This window comes from Pseudomonas sp. Z1-14 (genome assembly GCF_051132005.1).
In the GTDB taxonomy this organism is placed as follows: domain Bacteria; phylum Pseudomonadota; class Gammaproteobacteria; order Pseudomonadales; family Pseudomonadaceae; genus Aquipseudomonas.
Genome location: NZ_CP071646.1, coordinates 4,678,958 through 4,698,148 on the forward strand (window position 1 = coordinate 4,678,958; position 19,191 = coordinate 4,698,148).

Consider the following 19,191-nt stretch of genomic DNA (forward strand, 5'->3'; position numbering starts at 1 on the left):
GACCGGAGGACTGGCATGCGCGTGATCAACCGCTACCCCGATCGCCCCAGCCGCTTGTTGCTGGTGATCCTGCCATTTGCGCTGGTGCTGTTTGCCTACTTCATGGGCTCGGCGGAACGGCTGACAGACAACCCCAACGACAAGCTGCTGCCCAGCGCTGTGCAGATGGTCGATGCAGTCAAACGCCTGGCCTTTACCGCCGACGCTCGCAGCGGCGATTACCTGCTCTGGCAGGACACCGCTTCGAGTCTGCGCCGGTTGGCGATCGGCCTGGGCATCAGCGCCCTGGCCGGGCTGTGCCTGGGCATCGCCGCCGGCACGCTGCCGCTGTTCGGCGCGCCGTTGTCGCCGCTACTCACCGTGGTGTCGATGGTGCCGCCATTGGCGATCCTGCCGATCCTGTTCATCGTCTTCGGCCTGGGGGAGTTGTCCAAGGTGATGCTGATCGTCATCGGCATCACCCCGTGCCTGGCCCGCGACCTGGAGCAGCGTGCCCGGGAAATTCCGCCTGAGCTATTGATCAAGGCCCAGACGCTGGGTGCCTCGACCTGGACCCTGATGTTGCGCGTGGTGCTGCCGCAATTGCTGCCGCGCCTGTTGATTTCCCTGCGGCTGATGCTGGGTTCGGCCTGGCTGTTCCTGATCGCTGCCGAAGCCATCGCTTCCACCGATGGCCTGGGCTATCGGATTTTCCTCGTGCGTCGTTACTTGGCGATGGATGTGATCCTGCCCTATGTGGTGTGGATCACCCTGCTCGCCTGGCTGATGGATTGGGGCCTCAAGCGCCTGACCCGCCGAGCATTTCCCTGGTACGAGGGGGCGAAGGCATGAGCTTCATTACCGTGAACAACGTCTGGCAGCAGTATGCCGATCAAGTGGTGCTCGAGCGCTTGAACCTGAGCGTTGCCGAGGGTGAGTTCTGCACCCTGGTGGGTGCCTCGGGTTGCGGCAAGTCGACTTTCCTGCGGCTGCTGCTAGGCCAGGAACGCGCCAGCCGCGGACAGATCCTGCTGGACGGCGAACCTTTGGCGGGCGAGCCGGATGCCAGCCGTGGAGTGGTGTTCCAGCGTTACTCGGTATTCCCGCACCTGACGGTACTGGACAATGTCGCCCTCGGCCTGGAATTGCCGCGCTCGCCGCTGCTGGGGCGTCTGTTCGGCGGCGCCAAACGCCAGGCCCGCGAAGACGCCGCACAACTGCTGGACAAAGTCGGCCTCGGCCACGCGCTGGACAAATACCCCGCGCAGCTCTCCGGCGGCATGCAGCAACGGCTGGCCATCGCCCAGGCGCTGATCATGAAGCCGCGGGTGTTGTTGCTGGACGAACCCTTCGGCGCCCTCGACCCCGGCATTCGCAAAGACATGCATGCCCTGCTGCTGGAGCTCTGGCGGGAAACCCGGCTGACGGTGTTCATGGTGACCCATGACCTGTCCGAAGGCTTCAGCCTTGGCACCCGCCTGCTGGTGTTCGACAAGGTTCGTGTCGATCCCCATGCCCCTGGCGCCTATGGCGCACGCATCACCTACGACATCCCACTGAACAGCGACCGCCGCACCGCCCGTGCCGCCGTCGACGCCCTGCCTGCCGAACTGGCCGGCACGTTGCGTATCGCTTGAAAGGAGAAATTCCATGACCGATTCGATCCAGCTGTTCCCCCCCTTCGCCGAAGAGTTGCTGCCCGGTGGCGGCCATCGCTCGTTCGTCCTCAAGCGCGGTCAGTTGCTGCGCCTGACCGATGTGCGTGGCGGTGCCAACGTGAGCCTTACCTTGCTTAATGCCAACGAAAAAACCGAGCGCCTGAACCTGCCGGACAGTCTGAAATGCCAACACACCGCCAAGCTCACCGCCGGTCATTGCCTGTACTCGGACATGGGCCGGGTACTGGCGGCAATCACTGCGGATACCTGTGGCTGGAGCGATAGTTTTGGCGGCGTGCTCTGCGCCGAGGAAGCCGCTGAAAAGTATGGTCAGGGCCGTTACCAGGAACTGCGCAACGGCTTCTTCCGCAACGGCACCGACAACCTGTTGGTAGAACTGGGCAAATGGGGGTTGGGTCTGTCCGACCTGCTGATGACCCTCAACCTGTTCAGCCGGGTCGATGTCGACGAGGCCGGCCACTTCCACTTCGTGGAGGGCAACTCCAAGGCCGGTGACTACATCGAGCTGTACGCACCGATGGACACCCTGGTGGTGCTGACCGCGCTGCAACATCCGATGGACCCGAACCCGCTATACGCGCCGCAGCCGCTCAAACTCAGCTGGATGAACGCCAACCCCAGCGTCGCCGAACACTGCCGCCAATCGCGCCCGGAAAACCAGCGCGGCTTCATCAACACCGACCGCCTGTTCGCCTGAGGATCGTCGCCATGTCACTCGCCATCGCCACTGCACACAAGCAACCCGAGACCGCCGTATACCGTTCCACGATTCCCGCCGGCGAACCCTGGCTGACCGAGGTCAAGGCCGGCCAGACCCTGCGCATCCTCGACCTGGAAGGCAACCAGGCGGTCGATACGTTGTTCTACAGCTTGGCCAACCCCAAGGAACGCTACGACGTGCAACGCACACTGCGCCGGCAGAACAGCGTCTACCTGGGCACCGGCAGCGTGCTGTATTCCAACCTTGGCCGCCCGATGCTGACCATCGTCGAGGACACCTGCGGGCGCCACGACACCCTCGGCGGCGCCTGCGCGCAGGAAAGCAACACCGTGCGCTACGCCCTGGAAAAACGCTACATGCACAGCTGCCGCGACAATTACCTTCGGGCCTGCGCCCACGACGGTCGACTGGGCAAGGGCGACATCGGACCGAACATCAATTTCTTCATGAACGTGCCGGTGACCGCCGACGGCGGCCTGACTTTCGAAGACGGGATCTCGGCGCCGGGCAAATACGTCGACCTGCGGGCCGAGATCGATGTGATCGTGTTGATCTCCAACTGCCCGCAACTGAACAACCCGTGCAACGCCTACAACCCTACCCCTGCGGAGCTGCTGATATGGAACTGAAACTCGTGCGCCTGCGCCGCTGGCTGTTCGCGCTGTGCCAGAGCCGGTCGGGGCAATGCATCAAATAACGCCCTGATTCCCTGTGGGAGCGAGCCTGCTCGCGAAGGAGTCGGATCAGTCAGCCTTCATGCAGCTGATGTACCGTTTTCGCGAGCAGGCTCGCTCCCACAGAGGTTGTGTGGTGTTCGAAGGTATCCGCCCACGGGGACGACCCCGTCGGCCATCGAAAACTGCGGGACGGCCCGCATCCCGATTCAGGCTGACATTGCGGCCTGAGGGGTAAATGCCATGTTCGAAAAAATCCTGATTGCCAACCGTGGCGCCATCGCCTGCCGCATCCTGCGGACCCTGCGCGAGCTGGACGTCAAAGGCGTCGCGGTTTACTCCCAGGCCGACGAAGCCAGCCTGCACATCCTCCAGGCCGACGAAGCCCACTGCCTGGGCCAAGGCGCGGCGGCGGGCACCTACCTGGCCGTGGACAAGCTCTTGGCTATCGCCCAGGACAGCGGCGCGACCGCGATCCATCCCGGCTACGGTTTTCTCTCGGAAAACGCCGCTTTCGCACAAGCTTGCGAGGTCGCCAACATTGCCTTCATCGGCCCGACACCGGAGCAGTTGCGAGTGTTCGGCCTAAAGCACACCGCACGCGCCCTGGCTCGCCAGCACGGCGTGCCCCTGCTCGAAGGCACGGAGCTGCTCGACAGCCTGGATGCCGCGCTACTGGCCGGGGCGCAGGTCGGCTACCCGGTCATGCTGAAAAGCACGGCGGGCGGCGGCGGAATCGGCATGCGCGTATGCCGCAGCGCCGCTGAATTGAGCGAGTCCTTCGAAGCGGTCAAGCGCCTCGGGCAGAACAATTTCAGCGACGCCGGCGTGTTCATCGAGAAATACATCGAACGGGCGCGGCATCTTGAGGTTCAGGTGTTCGGCGACGGCCAGGGCCAGGTGATCGCCTTGGGCGTGCGCGACTGCTCGGTGCAGCGGCGCAACCAGAAAGTCATCGAAGAAACCCCGGCGCCCAACCTGCCCGAGGGCATGGCCGACGCGCTTTGCGCTGCCGCGATCAAGCTGGCCCGGGCGGTCGACTACCGCAGCGCCGGCACCGTGGAGTTTGTCTATGACAGCGAGGCAGGACGCTTCTATTTCCTGGAAGTGAACACACGCCTGCAAGTGGAGCATGGCGTCACCGAGCAGGTGTGGGGCGTGGACCTGGTGCGCTGGATGGTGCAATTGGCCGCCGGCGAACTGCCGCCACTGAGCGAACTGAGCCAAGGGCTGAAAGCCGAGGGCCACGCGATCCAGGCGCGCCTGTATGCCGAGGACCCAGGCCGGGATTTCCAGCCGAGCCCAGGGCTGCTGACTGCGGTGGAATTTGCGCAAGCCAACGGCAAGGAACTGCGCATCGACACCTGGGTCGAGGCCGGTTGCCAGATCCCGCCGTACTTCGATCCGATGATCGCCAAAGTCATTCGCTGGGCGCCGACCCGCGAGCAGGCACGCCTGGGCCTGCATCAAGCGCTGGACGAAAGCCTGCTCTATGGCGTGGAAACCAACCGTGTCTACCTGCAACAGATCCTGCTCGACGCGCCCTTCGCCGATGGCCAGCCCTGGACCCGCTGCCTGGAGACCCTGGCCTACCGCGCCAACACCGTCGAAGTGCTCAGCCCCGGCACTCAGACCAGCGTTCAGGATTACCCCGGTCGCCTCGGTTATTGGGCGGTGGGCGTGCCGCCGTCGGGACCGATGGACAGCCGTTCGTTGCGCCTGGGCAATCGCCTGCTGGGCAACGAGGAAGGTGCGGCGGCCTTGGAAATCACCATGAGCGGGCCGCTGCTGCGCTTCAACTGCGCTGCGCGAGTGGCGGTGACCGGCGCAGAAATCGCCCTGACGCTGGACGGCGAAACGGTGCCGATGGACACCCCGCTGTCGATCGGTGCAGGGTCCACCCTCGCCATCGGCACGATTACTGGCGCCGGGGCGCGGAGTTATCTGTGTGTACATGGCGGCTTGCAGGTACCGGATTACCTGGGCAGCAAAAGCACCTTCACCCTCGGCCAGTTCGGCGGCCACGGCGGGCGAGCACTGTGCACCGGCGACGTGCTGCACCTGGCTGCGTTGGATGAGCACGTCGTGATGCCGTCGATCGAAGAGCCGCCCCTGGTGTTGCCAGCCGTGCGGCAGATCCGTGTGATCTACGGTCCCCACGGCGCGCCGGAATATTTCACCGAGCGTTACATCCAGACGTTCTTCGACACCGCGTGGGAAGTGCATTTCAACTCCAGCCGAACCGGCGTGCGGCTGATCGGGCCGAAGCCGGAATGGGTACGTGCCGACGGCGGCGAAGCGGGCCTGCATCCGTCCAATATCCATGACAACCCGTACGCCATCGGCGCGGTGGACTTCACCGGCGACATGCCGGTCATCCTCGGCCCCGACGGCCCGAGCCTGGGGGGCTTCGTCTGCCCCGTGACGGTGATCGAGGCGGACCTGTGGCAACTGGGACAGCTCAAGGCGGGGGACAAGGTGCGGTTTGTGCCGGTGGACCTGAAGACTGCCCGCGCATTGGCAATGGATTTCCCCCGTGGCGAGGGAGCTTGCTCCCGCTCGAGTGCGCAGCGCTCGCCAGACAATATTCCTGGTGCTGAAAATTTGGGGCCGCTGCGCGACCCAGCGCGAGCAAGCTCGCTCGCCACAGGTTTGGGAATTACACAGACATTGATGTCGCCTGTGGTTTTGGACATCGGCCAGGACGACACCCGCCTGGTCGCGCGGCTGTCCGGCGACACCCATCTGCTGCTTGAAATCGGCGCTCCCGAACTGGATCTGGTGCTGCGTTTTCGCGCCCACGCCTTGATGCAGGCCCTGGAGCAAAAACACCTGCGAGGGGTCATCGACCTGACGCCGGGTATTCGCTCGCTGCAAGTGCATTACCAGCCCGAACAATTACCCCTGGCCGATCTGCTGGCCATCGTCGCCGGCGAGTGGGACGCCGTGTGCGCCGCGCAAGACTTGCAGGTGCCGTCGCGCATCGTCCATCTGCCGCTGTCCTGGGACGATCCGGCCTGCCAGCTGGCGATCGAAAAGTACATGACCACCGTGCGCAAGGACGCGCCCTGGTGCCCGAGCAACCTGGAGTTCATCCGGCGCATCAACGACCTGCCCAACCTCGACGAAGTACAACGCACGGTGTTCGATGCCAGCTATCTGGTGATGGGCCTCGGCGATGTCTACCTCGGCGCACCGGTCGCCACGCCGTTGGATCCGCGGCACCGGCTGGTGACCACCAAATACAACCCGGCCCGCACCTGGACCGCGGAAAATTCGGTGGGCATCGGCGGCGCCTATCTGTGCGTGTACGGCATGGAGGGCCCCGGCGGCTATCAGTTCGTCGGCCGCACGTTGCAGATGTGGAATCGTTATCGGGACGTCGCCGCATTTGACGGCAAGCCCTGGCTGCTGCGCTTCTTCGACCAGATCCGCTTCTACCCGGTCAGCGCCGATGAACTGCTGCGCATCCGTCGGGATTTCCCGTTGGGCCGCTTCGACCTGGCGATCGAACACAGCCAACTCAACCTCGCTGATTACCAGCGCTTCCTGGCCCGGGAAGCGGACAGCATCGACGCGTTCCGCGAGCAGCAACAAGGCGCCTTCCGTGCCGAGCGCGAGCGCTGGATCGCCAGTGGCCAGGCGCATTTCGACAGCGAGGAACCGGCAACCGCGCCGAGCGAAGATTCAGTGCTGGACGAGGGCCAACTGAGCGTCGACAGCCACATCGCCGGCAACCTCTGGCAGGTCCAGGTGGAGGTGGGTGCCCGGGTCGCCGCGGGTGACGTGCTGGTGATTCTGGAGTCCATGAAAATGGAAATCCCGGTGCTTGCGCCCATCGCCGGCGTGGTCCGAGAAGTACGCGTCCAGCCCGGTTCAGCGGTGCGCGCCGGGCAACGCGTGGTGGTGCTGGAACGTGACTGAACTCAATCAAAGGATTAACGCCATGACCCTCTCTCTGCGCCTGGACAACCTGCGCGACGCCTACCGCAAGGGTGAAACCACACCGCGTCAGCTGCTGTTGGCCCTGCGGGAAAAAGCCGCTGCGCTCAACCCGGACTATCACCTGTTCATCCACCTGCTCTCGCCCGAGGAACTCGAACCTTACGTTTCGGCACTGGAAAACCGCGACCTGGAAAGCCTGCCGTTGTATGGCGTGCCATTCGCGATCAAGGACAACATCGACCTGGCTGGCATTCCCACCACCGCCGCCTGCCCGGCGTTTGCCTACGTGCCGCAACGTTCGGCAAGCATCGTCGAGCAATTGCTGGCGCTGGGTGCGGTTCCTGTTGGCAAGACCAACCTCGACCAGTTCGCCACTGGCCTCAACGGTACGCGCACGCCCTACGGGGCTTGCCGCAACAGCGTGCTGGCCGACTACCCGGCGGGCGGCTCCAGCGCGGGCTCGCCGCTGGCGGTGGCCCTGGGCGTGGCCAGCTTTGCCCTGGGCACCGACACCGCCGGCTCCGGCCGCGTGCCTGCGGCGCTGAACAACCTGGTGGGGTTGAAAGCCACCAAGGGCCTGATCTCCACCGCTGGCGTGGTGCCGGCCTGCCGTACGCTGGACTGCGTGACCACATTCACCGCGACGGCACGCGAAGCCAGCCAGCTGTTGGCATTGACTGCGCGTCTCGACCCGCGCGACGAATACAGCCGCCCCAACCCGCAATGGAACGACGGCGCGGCGTTCGGCGCGCCACGACGTTTTCGCTTCGGCGTGCCCCGCCGGCAAGACCTGGAGTTTTTCGACTGCGACGAAGGCCCACGGCTGTTCGCCGATGCCATCGAGCGCCTCGAACACCTGGGCGGCGAAGCTGTCGAGTTGGACTTGTCACCCTTCCTCGAAGCGGCACGCCTGCTCTATGAGGGGCCGTGGGTTGCCGAGCGCTACAGCGTGGCCGGGGAACTGATGGAACGCGAACCCGACGCGGTACTGCCGGTGATCCGCGCCGTGCTGGCGCAAGCGCCGACGGTGACCGGTGTGGAAACCTTCCGTGCCCAGTACCGTTTGCAGGCGCTCAAGGCCCAATGCGATCGCGCGATGGAAGCGCTCGATTGCGTCCTCACCCCGACCATCGGGCGCCCGGTGACGCTCGCCGAACTCGCCGCCGAACCGCTCCTGCGCAATTCGCAACTGGGTTACTACACCAACTTCATGAACCTGCTGGACTACGCCGCCGTGGCCGTTCCCAGCGCATTCATGGCCAACGGTTTGCCTTGGGGCGTGACGCTGTTCGGCCGCGCCTTCACCGATCAGTACCTGCTGAGCGTGGCCGACGCCTTGCAGCGTCAGCAAGCGCCTGATCTGCCAGTGCCTGCCAACCCGGCGCGCCATGATCGGGCACGGTTGGTCGTGTGCGGCGCGCACCTGGATGGGCTGGCGTTGAACTGGCAGCTCAAGCAACGTGGCGCCCGCCTGATCGAGGCCACCCGAAGCTCAGCGGATTATCGCCTCTACGCCTTGGCCGGCGGCCCGCCACTGCGCCCTGGCATGCTTCGGGTCGGCGAGGGAGGCGTGGCGATCGAAGTGGAAGTCTGGGAATTGCCAAGCAGCGAGCTGGGTTCGTTCCTCACCGGTATCCCCGCACCGCTGGGGCTGGGTAAGGTGCAACTGGCCGACGGACGCTGGGAAAGCGGCTTCATTTGCGAGCCGTATGGTCTGGACGGCGCGCAGGACATCAGTCATCTGGGCGGATGGCGGGCTTATCTGAGTACCCGTCAGTAAACAGCACCCTGTGGCGAGGGGATTTATCCCCGCTGGGCGGCGCGACGTTTCGCTAAATCCCCTCGCCACGATCTTGCAAAGCTGTAAATCCGAATGTCTTTTCTTACAGGGCCACTAAACTGATTCCATCGGATCACTCCAAGGGAATCGCCATGTCGCTTCGTTCGCCGTTGTATTCCCAGCGCTCGCCGGTGCTCATCCTGGCCATTTTGCTCGGCGCCGGCTTCCTGGTGACCTCGCTGCTGGGTTACTACGCCGCCAACACATCGCTGCGGGACAACGTGCTCAAGACGCTGTATTTCAATCTGCTGATCGGCCTGCTGGTGACGGTGGCCGCGCTCGTGGTGCTGCATCGGCTGATGGTCAGCTACCAGCGGCGGATCGATGCCCAAGCGATTCTTGACGGCCTCACCGAGCTACCCAATCGGCGGGGCTTCGACCTCCTGGCGGTACAGGCCCTGCACGAAGCCCAACGCGAGCCCAGGCCACTGAGCGCGCTGTTGCTGGAGGTGGATGACTTCAAGCGACTGGACGCCAACCACGGCCACATCGCCAGTGATCAGTTGCTGACGGGTTTCGCTCGCGACCTGACCGATACACTGCGCCATTCAGACATTGTCTGCCGCTGGAGCGCCGATGCCTTCGTCCTGCTGCTCAAGGACACCGATGGACAGAACGCTCTGAAAATCGCCGAGAAAATTCGCCAGCGCATCGAGCAACAGCGTTACTTTTGCAGCGGCAAGCAATTGCGGATCACCATCAGCATCGGCCTGACCACCTTGCAGGACAAAGACACCTTGCACAGCCTGCTGTCCCGGGCCGATCATGCGCTGCAACGCGCCCGACAGACCGGAAGCAACCGAACCTGCGTGGAAATGCCTCATTCCAGTTATGAATAAACCCGACCTCTGCCCGGCCTGCGGCGCCACCAACGACTGCACCCTGGCCAATCCGAAAACCGCTGATCGTGCCTGCTGGTGCTATGGCGTGAGCATCGACCCGGCGGTGCTGGAAAATTTGCCGGCCGAGCTGCGCAACCAATCCTGCCTGTGCCCGCGATGCGCCCGGGTCGATGAGCAGTTGCGCGCCAAACACCAACCGATCGCGTAAGATGCCCGCCCCCAGCTCCCCTGCCCGAACTGCCCATGCGCGTTGACCGTTTCCTCAGTAACCTGCCGCGTTTCAACCGCCAACAGGTCCGTCTGCTGCTGGTGGAACGGCGCGTACGGATCGACGACCAGACCGTCATCGATCCACAGGCACAGGTGCGTGAATTCAGCCGCGTCGAAGTCGACGGCGAAGTTTTGCAAGCGGGCCGACCAGCGCGCTACTTCATGCTGCACAAGCCGCCCGGCTGCGTGAGTGCCACCCGCGATCCGCAGCACCGCACCGTCCTCGATCTGCTGGACGAACCGGACAAGGACGACTTGCACATCGCCGGTCGCCTGGACTTCAACACCACCGGGCTGATGCTGATCACCAACGACGGCAGCTGGTCGCGGCGCCTGACCCAGCCGCAGACCAAACTACCGAAGGTCTACTACGTCGAGACCGAGCAAACCATTACCGCCGAGTACGCCTTCACGTTTGCCCAAGGCCTGTACTTTGCGTTCGAAGACCTCACCACCCAACCGGCGCAATTGACCCAACTGGGGCCGACATCGGCGCGCTTGAGCATCGTTGAAGGCCGTTATCATCAGGTCAAGCGCATGTTTGGTCACTTCAATAACAAGGTGCTGCGCCTGCACCGTGAAAGCATGGGTCCGCTGCAGCTGGACGCTGATCTCGCACAGGGCCAATACCGCGCCTTGAGCCCTGAAGAAGTTGGCCTGATCTGAGCCAAATGACCGCTGGGCAGAAGTGTCGGACAATTTTCAAAGAGCACTTGCGCAACGGCTTTCCCCCTGCTTGAATCAAACCGTCGGCCGAAATGTGACCGACGAGTCACCCCATACCTCTAAGAAACTTTTTGCCGGCTGGAACCCTCAGGTTCCGCCTCGTTCGTCGGCAAATTGCCCGCCATAACAATACCCGTCGACCGGTTTGCGCGGATCGACATGGGCCTTATCTTCCAGGCGTATGCCTACCTGTCACATTGCCCGTGCAATCTCATTGCGCGCATACCCGCTTGCCAGGAGTCTTATGACATGAGGCCAGAAATCGCTGTGCTGGATATACAGGGTCAGTATCGGGTTTACACGGAGTTCTATCGCGCAGACGCCGCGCAAAAGACCATCATCCTGGTCAACGGCTCGATGGCCACCACCGCGTCGTTTGCACAGACCACCAAAAACCTCTACCCGCAATTTAATGTCGTGCTGTACGACCAGCCCTATGCGGGCAAGTCCAAGGCTCACAACCGCCATGAGAAAATGCTGACGAAGGAAATCGAAGGCCAGATCCTGCTGGAGCTGATCGACCACTTCGCCGCCGATCACGTGTTGTCGTTTTCCTGGGGCGGAGCCGCCACCCTGACCGCCTTGGCCCAGCGCCCGCGGCGCATCGAAAAAGCCGTGATCAGTTCTTTCTCACCGGTGCTCAACGCACCGATGCGCGACTACCTGGAACGTGGCGTGGACTACTTGAGCAGCCTGGACGGCGATCGTGTCGGACACCTGGTCAACAGTACGATTGGCAAGCACCTGCCACCGCTGTTCAAGCGCTTCAACTATCGCCACGTCAGCAACCTGGCCGAGCATGAATACGGACAGATGCACTTTCACATCAACGATGTGCTCCACAGCGACCAGCAGTGCTATGTCAACGCGGCGAAAAAGATCAACGTGCCGGTGCTGTTCCTGAATGGCGAATGGGACGAATACACCGCGGCCACCGACGCCAGGCTCTTCGCCAATCATGTCCAGCACAGCAGCTTCACCACGCTGCAAGCCACCGGGCACTTCCTCGACATGGAACACAAGGCCGCCTGCCGCGACAGCCGCGAGGCGTTGCTGGGTTTCCTCAAGCCAACCCACCACACCAGCCGACCGCGCTACAGCTATGTACAGGACTACCATGCAGTGGCCATCTGAGAAAGTCATCGCGGGCAAGCCTCCAGCAATGGCGCTTGCTCGCGAATGACCGCTCTGGTTTGAGGCTTGCGTAGACGGATGACCTCGCCGTCCGGAAAGAAAAACTTCAAATCCCAGGCCACATCTGGTACAAAGTCAGCCGCTCTGAGCGGGTGTCGTATAATGGCATTACTCCAGCTTCCCAAGCTGATAACGAGGGTTCGATTCCCTTCACCCGCTCCAATCGAATTCTGGTCCCGCGTCGTGATGGTTTTGACGGGGGACAAAAAAACCGGCTCCTGGTGGCCGGTTTTTTTTGGTCTGATTTTTGGTTGGCGATGATCTGGAATGAACAGGCCAGCGGCTTTATCCGAAGGCTGTTGCGAGACGTTGCGCATCCTTGACACCGGACCGTTGCAAGAAAGACAGGTCATAATCTCAAGAACGAGTGATGCCCGTGGCGAGGGAGCTTGCTCCCTCTTGAGTGCGAAGCGCTCACAAGAGTGGCTGCTTTCGGCATTGCTGCAACAGCCTCACTCCCCCGCCAGATGCCCCAAGGGCAACGGCCCCGGAGCCTTCACCGTGTTGATCGCAAAATTACTGCGAATGTCACTCACCCCCGGCAGCTTCAACAGCTTGCCCGTGACAAATCGGTCATAGGCCCGCAAGTCCGGCACCACCACTTGTAGCAGGAAATCCGACTCGCCTGACACCAGGAATGCCGAGATCACTTCGGGTAGCGCGGTCACCGCCAGGCGAAATGCCTCGGCTCGTTCATCGGTGTGCCGTTCGACCTTGATGCCGACAAAGATCGTCATACCGAGGCCCACTTCATCGCGATCCAGGATGGCTTGATAGCCGCGGATCACTCCCGCTTCCTCGAGCATCCGCACGCGGCGCAGGCATGGCGAGGGGGACAGGCCGATTTCTTCGGCCAGTTGTACGTTGCTCAGCCGGCCGTCCCGCTGCAGTGCAGCGAGAATTTTGCGGTCGAAGGCATCAAGTTTCATGATTTGGCACTTTTCGATTGAATGGATCGATCACTTGGCAGGTTATGCCAATTCTTAGAGCTTTAGAAGCTGATTACGCAAGCACCTGCCCTACCCTTCGGCCATAGACTGGCATCTCCAATCCACTGATTGCGGAGGGCATGCAATGACAGAGCTCTGGTTGTTTTTCATGGCGTTGACGGTGGCGTATCTGTTGCCCGGGCCGGACATGATCCTGGTGCTGCAAACCGGTGCCCGTCAGGGCAAGGCTGCGGCGCTGGCAACGGCGGTAGGCTTGGGGATTGCCCGGGCATGTCATGTCGCGCTGGCGGCAATGGGGCTATCGGTGTTGTTCAAGGCAGCGCCCTGGACCTTTGATGTGGTGCGCCTGGCCGGGGCTGCGTATCTGGCGTGGATCGGGTTTCAGTGTTTGCGGACCACGTTGTTGCCAAGCTTTGGAGGAGCTGACGCCGAAGTCGGAAAGCGACAGTGGTACCAAGCGATACAACGCGGTCTGCTGACCAACCTGCTCAACCCCAAGGCGCTGCTGTTTTGCTCAGTGTTGCTGCCGCAGTTCATCGACCCACAGGGCGGGCCGGTGCTGGGGCAATTCGCGATGCTCGGTTTGGTGCTGGTCGGCGTCGGCCTGCTGTTTGACAGCGCCTACGCACTGGTGGGCGTAGCGCTCGGACGCTGGCTTCAGCGATCGCCCTCGGCCCAACGTGCGCAGCAGTGGGTGTTTGGCAGCGTGCTGATTGGGTTTGCGGTACGGCTGACGTTTGTGCAGCAGTCGTAGACTATTGCTACCAGGACTGACGCACTAGGTATCGACACATGGAGAAAGCGACCTATCGAACACCTCAAGAGATTAAGGCTGAACTCAGAACAGCCAGTATTCTCAAAAGCGCCAGGGTCGTTTTTAATATCGGCGGCAACAAATACCGAGTAATTCTGGCAATCGACTATCAGCGCCAGCTCGGCTTTGTAAGGTTCGTCGGCACCCACGCCCAATATGACCAAATCAATGCGGAGACCGTATGATGAACATCAAACCCATTCGCAACCAGGACGATCTGAATGCGGCCTTTGCGCGAATCGAACAACTGTGGGGGGCGGAAGTCGGTTCGGCTGAAGGCGATGAGTTGGAAATTCTTGCCCTGCTAATCGAAAAATATGAGGAGGAGCATTACCCGATGCCGCCTTCCGATCCAATTGAGGCGATTAAATTCCGGATGGATCAACAAGGCTTGACCCCGCGCGATTTGGAACCATTTCTTGGTTCGAGCGGACGCGTCTCGGAAGTGCTGAACCGCAAACGCAAACTGAGCCTGGCAATGATTAAACGCCTGCACGACGGACTGCGAATTCCTTACGAAAGCCTTTTAGCGGACGTTGCTTAACATAGCGACTCCGCAGCAATAACTTGAAGTAGAAGACCGGCCCAACGTGACCGGTTTTTTTCTGCCTCTTTCCCGGCAACCCATACAAAACAACACTCGAATGACGCAGCGCTGCGGGGCAACTCCCTCGCATGCGAGCGTCTGCCTCCCGCTTCACATCCAGAAATAAACCCACCCGGCTCCTCTCGCGCCCTTGTCCGGCGCCGCTTCTAGACTTCGGACGTAGATCCCACTCGATCCCGGTCGTCGCTCACGGTGGTTATAGTGTTGATAATCCATTTTCAGTAGGTATAGTACCTACCACACGCACCACACGGAGGTGTTGTGAACAGCCGATTCCTGATAAGCCAGATTGTTGCGGATGGTTGGTACCTGGTACGGATCCGTGGCAGCCACCACCATTTCAAGCACCCGACCAAACCGGGACTGGTCACGGTGCCCCATCCCAAGAAGGACCTGCTCAAGAAAACGGCCATCAGTATCTTGCAACAGGCCCTGCTCCAGACGGCCAGTTGCCCAGCTTCCCCGGAGGACGATTGAATGCTTTACCCGATTGCGATTTCCATGGGCGATGAGCACCACGCCTGGGGCGTTGAAGTGCCGGATATCCCTGGTTGTTTTTCCGCAGGCGATGATCTGGACGATGCCATGGCCATGGCGCGCGAGGCCATCGAAGGGCACTTTGAAATTCTTGCCGAAGATGGTTCGCCCATTCCGCCGGCCAACACCGTGACGCTGCACGCGGCCAATCCGAAATATGCCGGGTGCGCTTGGGCATTGGTGGACATTGATGTGACCAGATATCTGGGCAAGGCGCAGAAACTCAACATCACCCTGCCCGGCTACCTGCTGAACCGTATCGATGAATATGTGCTGCATCATCCGGAGGAAAAAAGCCGGTCAGGCTTCCTGGCATCGGCGGCACTCAAGGTTTTGCAACAAGGACGCTGAGCAATACCTGCCGAAACACAAGAACCTGTGGGAGCGAGCAGGCTCGCTCCCACAGGTTTGTACATAGCCCGGCCTGGGCTATGTCATTTATTTGCTCTCTGACTTGGATTCCTGCATCTGCACCGAAGACTTGGTGCCGTCGGTGTTGTCCTTGGTCTCGTTATCCGAATTGTCAAAGCAGCCCTGCAGTGCGAACAGGCAACAGGCGAGGCAGAAGGTGCGGGTGAGGTTCATGGTGTACTCCGTCGATGAAGGCTTTAAGGAGTGACCATCAGGCAGAGCAAATGGTTGCGCCAGTCTTCGTCCCGGACGATGAACGTCGACGGAGGTTCGGATTGAAATGTAAGTAGAATTTTCGCCGCTTCGTTGGTGTCACACCAGACAGGTGCATCCACTGAGGAAACACGGCAATGACGTTCGCAAAGATTGCTCAAAAACTGGCCCTGTGGGCAGGAAGTCCCAAGACCTTTCTCGGAGCTATTGTGTTGTTGGCGCTCTGGGCCGCCAGCGGACCGTTCTTCGGTTTCAACGACACCTGGCAACTGATCATCAATACCTCGACCACGATCATCACCTTCCTCATGGTTTTCCTGATCCAGAACACGCAAAACCGCGATACCGATATCCTGCACTTGAAAGTCGATGAATTGTTGCGCGCGACCAAGGACGCGCAGAATGCAATGCTCGGTCTCGAGTCGCTGGACCTCAAGCAGCTGGAAGCGTTGCGCAAGCGCTACCAGGACATGGGCAAAGACGAGGCCAAGAGCCTTGAGGGTGTAGAAGAAGAGAAAAAAGTCGACCTGAACCAGTGCTGAAAGCCGATGCGCGAGCGTTATTGCAACGCTCGCGCATCCGAGTGACGCGCATCAGGGCAACGGATTCCCTCCCGTCACGCCGAATACTTCCCCGGTGATATAACTCGACTCCTGCGAGGCCAGCAGCACGTACAGCGGCGCACATTCTGCTGGCTGCCCCGGACGCTTCATCGGAACCTGGGAGCCGAATGTAGGGATCTTCTCCCTAGGCTGTCCGCCGCTGGGTTGCAGCACCGTCCAGATCGGCCCCGGGGCCACGGCATTGACCCGGATTCCCTTGCTGATGACCTGTCCGGCCAACGCCTTGGTAAACGCCACGATCGCCGCTTTGGTGGTGGCGTAATCGAGCAGCGTCGCGGACGGATCGTAGGATTGGATCGACGCGGTATTGATGATCGTTGCCCCGGCCGGCATCAGCGGTACCGCGGCCTTGCAGATCCAGAACATCGCGTAGATGTTGGTTTTCATGGTGTCGTCGAATTGCGCGGTGGTGATGTCGGCAATGTCCTTTTGCGCTTCCTGCTTACCGGCGACGTTGACCAGGATATCCAGGCCATCGAGCTCCTGCTGCGCCATCTTCACCATCTGGACGCAGAACGCTTCGTCCTTGAGATCTCCCGGAATCGCAATGGCCTTGCGGCCTTCGGCCTTGATCAGCTCGATGACTTGCTGCGCGTCGCGTTCTTCGCTGGGCAGATAGTTGATGGCTACGTCGGCGCCTTCGCGGGCATAGGCAATGGCCGCCGCGCGACCGATCCCCGAATCGCCGCCCGTGATCAGCGCCTTGCGCCCCTCCAGGCGCCCGAAGCCTTGATAGGTTTTTTCGCCGTGATCGGGCTGTGGTTCCATGTCCTGGTCAATGCCAGGGGGTGATTGCGGCTGGTCGGGGAATTCCGGACGAGGGTATTGGGTCAGTGGATTCTGCATCGCGTATTGGTTGGGTTCTCGGCGTGTGGACATCGAGGTTCTCCTTTTCGGCGGGCAAAACAAGCCGGGACGCTGGCGTCCCGGTCCTGAGGTAAAAACAGGTGCGGCAAATCAGCGACTGGCCTGCAGCGCCCTGGCCATCTCAAGATGCGTCTGCAATTTGGGCAGGGTTTCGTCGGCGAACGCCTTGATCTCCGGCACGTTGGTGGTCTGGGCCTGTTGCTGGATCTGCTCGATGGCTTCCTCAGTGGCCTTGACCTGGCTGGCGGCATATGCCGCCTCGAACGACTCGCCCTCGGCCACTTGCGGCATCAAGGTCTTGGCCTTGTCCGCGACTTCTTCCCGGGGCGCGACGGGCAAGTCGAGCTTCTTGGCGATTTTCGCCAGGTGTTGGTTGGCGGTGGTGCGGTCGTTGATCACCATGATGGTGTAGTCCTTGACCTCCCTTGATTCCGCCTTCGAATGTGCGGCACGGCTGGCTTCGATATCAGCCATGCCTTTGGCGGATGCATCGTTGATGAATTCGGCAGGTGACTGGGCCCAGGCACTGCTGGCACCCAGGCCCATCAGCACGACAACACTGGTGGTGCGTAAAAAGGTGGCCATCCGGCTCATGGTCACGCCCTCCTCTGATAGAAAATTGCGACAGGGTTTCCCCCGCCGCTGAATCAGAACCACCGTTGAATATTCAGCGAGTCGTGCGATCCGGCTTGCGGCCGATCTCAGCCTTCAGCGGACTTTTATCGACACTCGCGGTGGTGGTTCTCCCACTTTTGCGACCCGCTTCAGACACCTTCGTTCGATCATGAGCAGTGTTTCCCGGATAAATGTTGCTTGACCCGTGCATGCTCGAGCCCTCCGTATTGCATGAATGATGGGCATGCCTGCCCCGTATTTCATTTGAAATGAGTCGGCATTCAAGGTTTGGAAAAAGCGCTGGCGCGACGACGAACGGTGAGGTGTCAGATGCCGAAGGCCCGGTGATTGTGGCGTTTGGCTGCGTACATCGCCTCGTCGGCGTGGCGGAACAAGGTGATATCTTCCGTGCCGTGTTCGGGGAAACACGCCACGCCAATGCTCGGTTCGATGCTCAGGCAATGACCGTCCAGCCGCAGCGGCTGGGCCAGCGCGTGACGAATCTGCTCCTGCACCCGGTCGGCGTCTGCCACGCTCTGGATGCTATGGAGCAGTACCACGAATTCATCGCCCCCGATGCGGGCGACAGTGTCGGTGTCACGTATGCAACCCTTGAGTCGGCTGGCCACCGCTTGCAGCAGCATGTCGCCAACGGCATGACCGTAGGTGTCGTTGATCTGCTTGAAGCGATCCAGATCGATGTAGAGCAATGCCATCCGCCCCGATGCAACACGGGCCGTGGTCAATGCGGCCTTGAAGCGGTCACGCAGCAACTCACGATTGGGTACCTGAGTGAGCTGGTCGTACTGGGCCATGTGCTGCAACCGGGTATGCAGTTGCTGGCGCTCGATGGCAATCGCAATCTGCGCGCAAACATACTGCAGCAATTCCTTGTCCTGCTCGGTGTAGCGCTCGTTATCCGCCGCGCTCTTGACGATCAACGCGCCAATCGTGCCGCTCTGCGAATTCAGTGGCACACCCAGCCAGCACGGCGCGTCCGGTTTCGCCACGAGGTCGTGCAGCTCCACGGGCAACGAGCTGGAGCCGGGCGTCAGCAGGATCGGCTGACCGCTGCGTATGACTTCGGCACACAAACGCCCAATGGTCGTACCCGGCAGTTCCGGCTGTCGCTCCCGGTCGTCGACGTGATAGGGAAAGTTGAGCTGGGCACATTGCTCGTCATACAACGCCACCGAAAAATTCAGTGCCGGCAGCCACTCGCCGATTATCGAATGGATACGTTTGAACAACGCCAGCAGGTCGGCAGCAGCATGGGCGGCCTCGGAAATCGCGTACAACGCGGCCTGCCGGGACTCCGCCTGCTTGCGCTCGGTGATGTCCCGCGCCACGGCGATCCGCAATTGGTCAGGCTCGGACCAGCGCGCCGACCAGAGGATATGGACGACCCCACCGTCCTTGCGCAGATAGCGGTTCTCGAAATTGAGCTTGGGTTCTCCGCGCATGACTTCGCGCGCCGCATCAAGGGTCCGCTGGCGGTCGGCAGGGTGGACCATATCGATCATCGAACGGCCGATCAGCTCCTTCGGCGTGTAGCCGAAGATCCGCTCGCTGGCGGCACTGACAAACACGAAACGCCCCAGGGCGTCGACGGCGCACACGGCATCCATCAGCAGATCAAGGTAACCGGCCAGCGGCGTGGAGTTTCGAATATCCATGGCACAGA

The 19,191-nt window shown here is 61.4% G+C and carries 19 protein-coding genes, 1 tRNA gene and 2 pseudogenes; 17 read left to right on the forward strand and 5 right to left on the reverse strand.

Annotated elements, in window-relative coordinates; all coding sequences use genetic code 11:
- The first annotated feature begins 15 nt into the window (after positions 1-15).
- The 11 genes and pseudogenes from J3P89_RS21595 to J3P89_RS21645 all read left to right on the forward strand — a co-directional run bounded on the left by J3P89_RS21595 (position 16) and on the right by J3P89_RS21645 (position 12,032).
- The gene (locus J3P89_RS21595) at positions 16-831 is read left to right on the forward strand and encodes an ABC transporter permease (RefSeq protein ID WP_434695595.1); all 816 of its coding nucleotides are present in this window, start codon (positions 16-18) and stop codon (positions 829-831) included.
- Positions 828-1,616 carry an ABC transporter ATP-binding protein gene (locus J3P89_RS21600; protein WP_434625452.1) on the forward strand — a complete coding sequence of 263 codons (789 nt, stop codon included), beginning with the start codon at positions 828-830 and terminating at the stop codon, positions 1,614-1,616. The genes J3P89_RS21595 and J3P89_RS21600 overlap by 4 nt, the downstream gene beginning before the upstream one ends.
- Positions 1,617-1,629: 13 nt before the next feature.
- The gene (locus J3P89_RS21605) at positions 1,630-2,355 is read left to right on the forward strand and encodes an urea amidolyase associated protein UAAP1 (RefSeq protein WP_434695596.1); all 726 of its coding nucleotides are present in this window, start codon (positions 1,630-1,632) and stop codon (positions 2,353-2,355) included.
- 11 nt (positions 2,356-2,366) lie between these two features.
- Positions 2,367-3,008, forward strand: coding sequence for an urea amidolyase associated protein UAAP2 (locus J3P89_RS21610; protein ID WP_434569505.1), 642 nt, complete (start codon positions 2,367-2,369; stop codon positions 3,006-3,008).
- Between the two features lie 288 nt (positions 3,009-3,296).
- Positions 3,297-6,977: an urea carboxylase gene (gene uca / locus J3P89_RS21615; protein ID WP_434695597.1), complete on the forward strand. Its 3,681-nt coding sequence runs from the start codon at positions 3,297-3,299 to the stop codon at positions 6,975-6,977.
- 22 nt (positions 6,978-6,999) lie between these two features.
- Positions 7,000-8,778 (forward strand): allophanate hydrolase, encoded by a 1,779-nt coding sequence (gene atzF, locus J3P89_RS21620; RefSeq protein ID WP_434695598.1) that lies wholly within the window; start codon positions 7,000-7,002, stop codon positions 8,776-8,778.
- Between the two features lie 281 nt (positions 8,779-9,059).
- A pseudogene (locus J3P89_RS21625) lies at positions 9,060-9,677 on the forward strand (GGDEF domain-containing protein); the annotation flags it as partial.
- Complete coding sequence (locus J3P89_RS21630; protein ID WP_434695599.1) at positions 9,670-9,888, forward strand: cysteine-rich CWC family protein; 219 nt, start codon at positions 9,670-9,672, stop codon at positions 9,886-9,888. The pseudogene J3P89_RS21625 and the gene J3P89_RS21630, both read left to right, overlap by 8 nt.
- Positions 9,889-9,923: 35 nt before the next feature.
- Positions 9,924-10,616 (forward strand): pseudouridine synthase, encoded by a 693-nt coding sequence (locus tag J3P89_RS21635; protein ID WP_434695600.1) that lies wholly within the window; start codon positions 9,924-9,926, stop codon positions 10,614-10,616.
- A gap of 309 nt (positions 10,617-10,925) precedes the next feature.
- A complete protein-coding gene (locus tag J3P89_RS21640; RefSeq protein ID WP_434695601.1) occupies positions 10,926-11,810 on the forward strand; it encodes an alpha/beta fold hydrolase in 885 nt (294 codons plus the stop codon).
- 148 nt (positions 11,811-11,958) lie between these two features.
- Positions 11,959-12,032 (forward strand) — tRNA-Gly (locus J3P89_RS21645).
- A 290-nt stretch (positions 12,033-12,322) separates the two neighbouring features.
- Here J3P89_RS21645 and J3P89_RS21650 read toward each other — a convergent pair.
- Positions 12,323-12,799 (reverse strand): Lrp/AsnC family transcriptional regulator, encoded by a 477-nt coding sequence (locus J3P89_RS21650; protein WP_434673697.1) that lies wholly within the window; start codon positions 12,797-12,799, stop codon positions 12,323-12,325.
- A gap of 145 nt (positions 12,800-12,944) precedes the next feature.
- Between J3P89_RS21650 and J3P89_RS21655 the strand changes: the two genes are divergently transcribed.
- The 5 genes and pseudogenes from J3P89_RS21655 (at position 12,945) to J3P89_RS21675 (ending at position 15,129) form a co-directional block, all read left to right on the forward strand.
- Entirely contained in the window at positions 12,945-13,574 is a 630-nt protein-coding gene (locus tag J3P89_RS21655) for a LysE family translocator (protein WP_434695603.1), read from the forward strand.
- Between the two features lie 29 nt (positions 13,575-13,603).
- Positions 13,604-13,819: pseudogene (locus J3P89_RS21660) on the forward strand (type II toxin-antitoxin system HigB family toxin); the annotation flags it as partial.
- Positions 13,819-14,178 (forward strand): helix-turn-helix domain-containing protein, encoded by a 360-nt coding sequence (locus J3P89_RS21665; RefSeq protein ID WP_434698040.1) that lies wholly within the window; start codon positions 13,819-13,821, stop codon positions 14,176-14,178. The pseudogene J3P89_RS21660 and the gene J3P89_RS21665, both read left to right, overlap by 1 nt.
- A gap of 324 nt (positions 14,179-14,502) precedes the next feature.
- Entirely contained in the window at positions 14,503-14,718 is a 216-nt protein-coding gene (locus J3P89_RS21670) for a type II toxin-antitoxin system HicA family toxin (protein ID WP_434569512.1), read from the forward strand.
- Positions 14,719-15,129: a type II toxin-antitoxin system HicB family antitoxin gene (locus J3P89_RS21675; protein WP_434569513.1), complete on the forward strand. Its 411-nt coding sequence runs from the start codon at positions 14,719-14,721 to the stop codon at positions 15,127-15,129. It abuts the gene before it with no gap.
- Positions 15,130-15,216: 87 nt separating this feature from the next.
- On the opposite strand, the gene J3P89_RS21680 is transcribed toward J3P89_RS21675, so the two are convergent.
- A complete protein-coding gene (locus tag J3P89_RS21680) occupies positions 15,217-15,363 on the reverse strand; it encodes a hypothetical protein (RefSeq protein WP_434569514.1) in 147 nt (48 codons plus the stop codon).
- 176 nt (positions 15,364-15,539) lie between these two features.
- Between J3P89_RS21680 and J3P89_RS21685 the strand changes: the two genes are divergently transcribed.
- Positions 15,540-15,944 (forward strand): low affinity iron permease family protein, encoded by a 405-nt coding sequence (locus J3P89_RS21685; protein WP_434569515.1) that lies wholly within the window; start codon positions 15,540-15,542, stop codon positions 15,942-15,944.
- A gap of 51 nt (positions 15,945-15,995) precedes the next feature.
- Here J3P89_RS21685 and J3P89_RS21690 read toward each other — a convergent pair whose 3' ends face one another.
- The 3 genes from J3P89_RS21690 to J3P89_RS21700 all read right to left on the reverse strand — a co-directional run bounded on the left by J3P89_RS21690 (position 15,996) and on the right by J3P89_RS21700 (position 19,183).
- Positions 15,996-16,904: an SDR family oxidoreductase gene (locus tag J3P89_RS21690; RefSeq protein WP_434625556.1), complete on the reverse strand. Its 909-nt coding sequence runs from the start codon at positions 16,902-16,904 to the stop codon at positions 15,996-15,998.
- 78 nt (positions 16,905-16,982) lie between these two features.
- Positions 16,983-17,486 (reverse strand): DUF4142 domain-containing protein, encoded by a 504-nt coding sequence (locus tag J3P89_RS21695; RefSeq protein WP_305496246.1) that lies wholly within the window; start codon positions 17,484-17,486, stop codon positions 16,983-16,985.
- Positions 17,487-17,833: 347 nt separating this feature from the next.
- A complete protein-coding gene (locus J3P89_RS21700; protein ID WP_434695604.1) occupies positions 17,834-19,183 on the reverse strand; it encodes a diguanylate cyclase domain-containing protein in 1,350 nt (449 codons plus the stop codon).
- Positions 19,184-19,191: the final 8 nt, after the last annotated feature.

Bases quoted from the DNA above. Each gene is read 5' to 3' on its own strand.
- J3P89_RS21595 (WP_434695595.1), top strand. From the start codon at position 16: ATGCGCGTGATCAACCGCTACCCCGATCGCCCCAGCCGCTTGTTGCTG.
- J3P89_RS21600 (WP_434625452.1), top strand. From the start codon at position 828: ATGAGCTTCATTACCGTGAACAACGTCTGGCAGCAGTATGCCGATCAA.
- J3P89_RS21605 (WP_434695596.1), top strand. From the start codon at position 1,630: ATGACCGATTCGATCCAGCTGTTCCCCCCCTTCGCCGAAGAGTTGCTG.
- J3P89_RS21610 (WP_434569505.1), top strand. From the start codon at position 2,367: ATGTCACTCGCCATCGCCACTGCACACAAGCAACCCGAGACCGCCGTA.
- uca (WP_434695597.1), top strand. From the start codon at position 3,297: ATGTTCGAAAAAATCCTGATTGCCAACCGTGGCGCCATCGCCTGCCGC.
- atzF (WP_434695598.1), top strand. From the start codon at position 7,000: ATGACCCTCTCTCTGCGCCTGGACAACCTGCGCGACGCCTACCGCAAG.
- J3P89_RS21630 (WP_434695599.1), top strand. From the start codon at position 9,670: ATGAATAAACCCGACCTCTGCCCGGCCTGCGGCGCCACCAACGACTGC.
- J3P89_RS21635 (WP_434695600.1), top strand. From the start codon at position 9,924: ATGCGCGTTGACCGTTTCCTCAGTAACCTGCCGCGTTTCAACCGCCAA.
- J3P89_RS21640 (WP_434695601.1), top strand. From the start codon at position 10,926: ATGAGGCCAGAAATCGCTGTGCTGGATATACAGGGTCAGTATCGGGTT.
- J3P89_RS21650 (WP_434673697.1), bottom strand. From the start codon at position 12,799: ATGAAACTTGATGCCTTCGACCGCAAAATTCTCGCTGCACTGCAGCGG.
- J3P89_RS21655 (WP_434695603.1), top strand. From the start codon at position 12,945: ATGACAGAGCTCTGGTTGTTTTTCATGGCGTTGACGGTGGCGTATCTG.
- J3P89_RS21665 (WP_434698040.1), top strand. From the start codon at position 13,819: ATGAACATCAAACCCATTCGCAACCAGGACGATCTGAATGCGGCCTTT.
- J3P89_RS21675 (WP_434569513.1), top strand. From the start codon at position 14,719: ATGCTTTACCCGATTGCGATTTCCATGGGCGATGAGCACCACGCCTGG.
- J3P89_RS21680 (WP_434569514.1), bottom strand. From the start codon at position 15,363: ATGAACCTCACCCGCACCTTCTGCCTCGCCTGTTGCCTGTTCGCACTG.
- J3P89_RS21685 (WP_434569515.1), top strand. From the start codon at position 15,540: ATGACGTTCGCAAAGATTGCTCAAAAACTGGCCCTGTGGGCAGGAAGT.
- J3P89_RS21690 (WP_434625556.1), bottom strand. From the start codon at position 16,904: ATGTCCACACGCCGAGAACCCAACCAATACGCGATGCAGAATCCACTG.
- J3P89_RS21695 (WP_305496246.1), bottom strand. From the start codon at position 17,486: ATGAGCCGGATGGCCACCTTTTTACGCACCACCAGTGTTGTCGTGCTG.
- J3P89_RS21700 (WP_434695604.1), bottom strand. From the start codon at position 19,183: ATGGATATTCGAAACTCCACGCCGCTGGCCGGTTACCTTGATCTGCTG.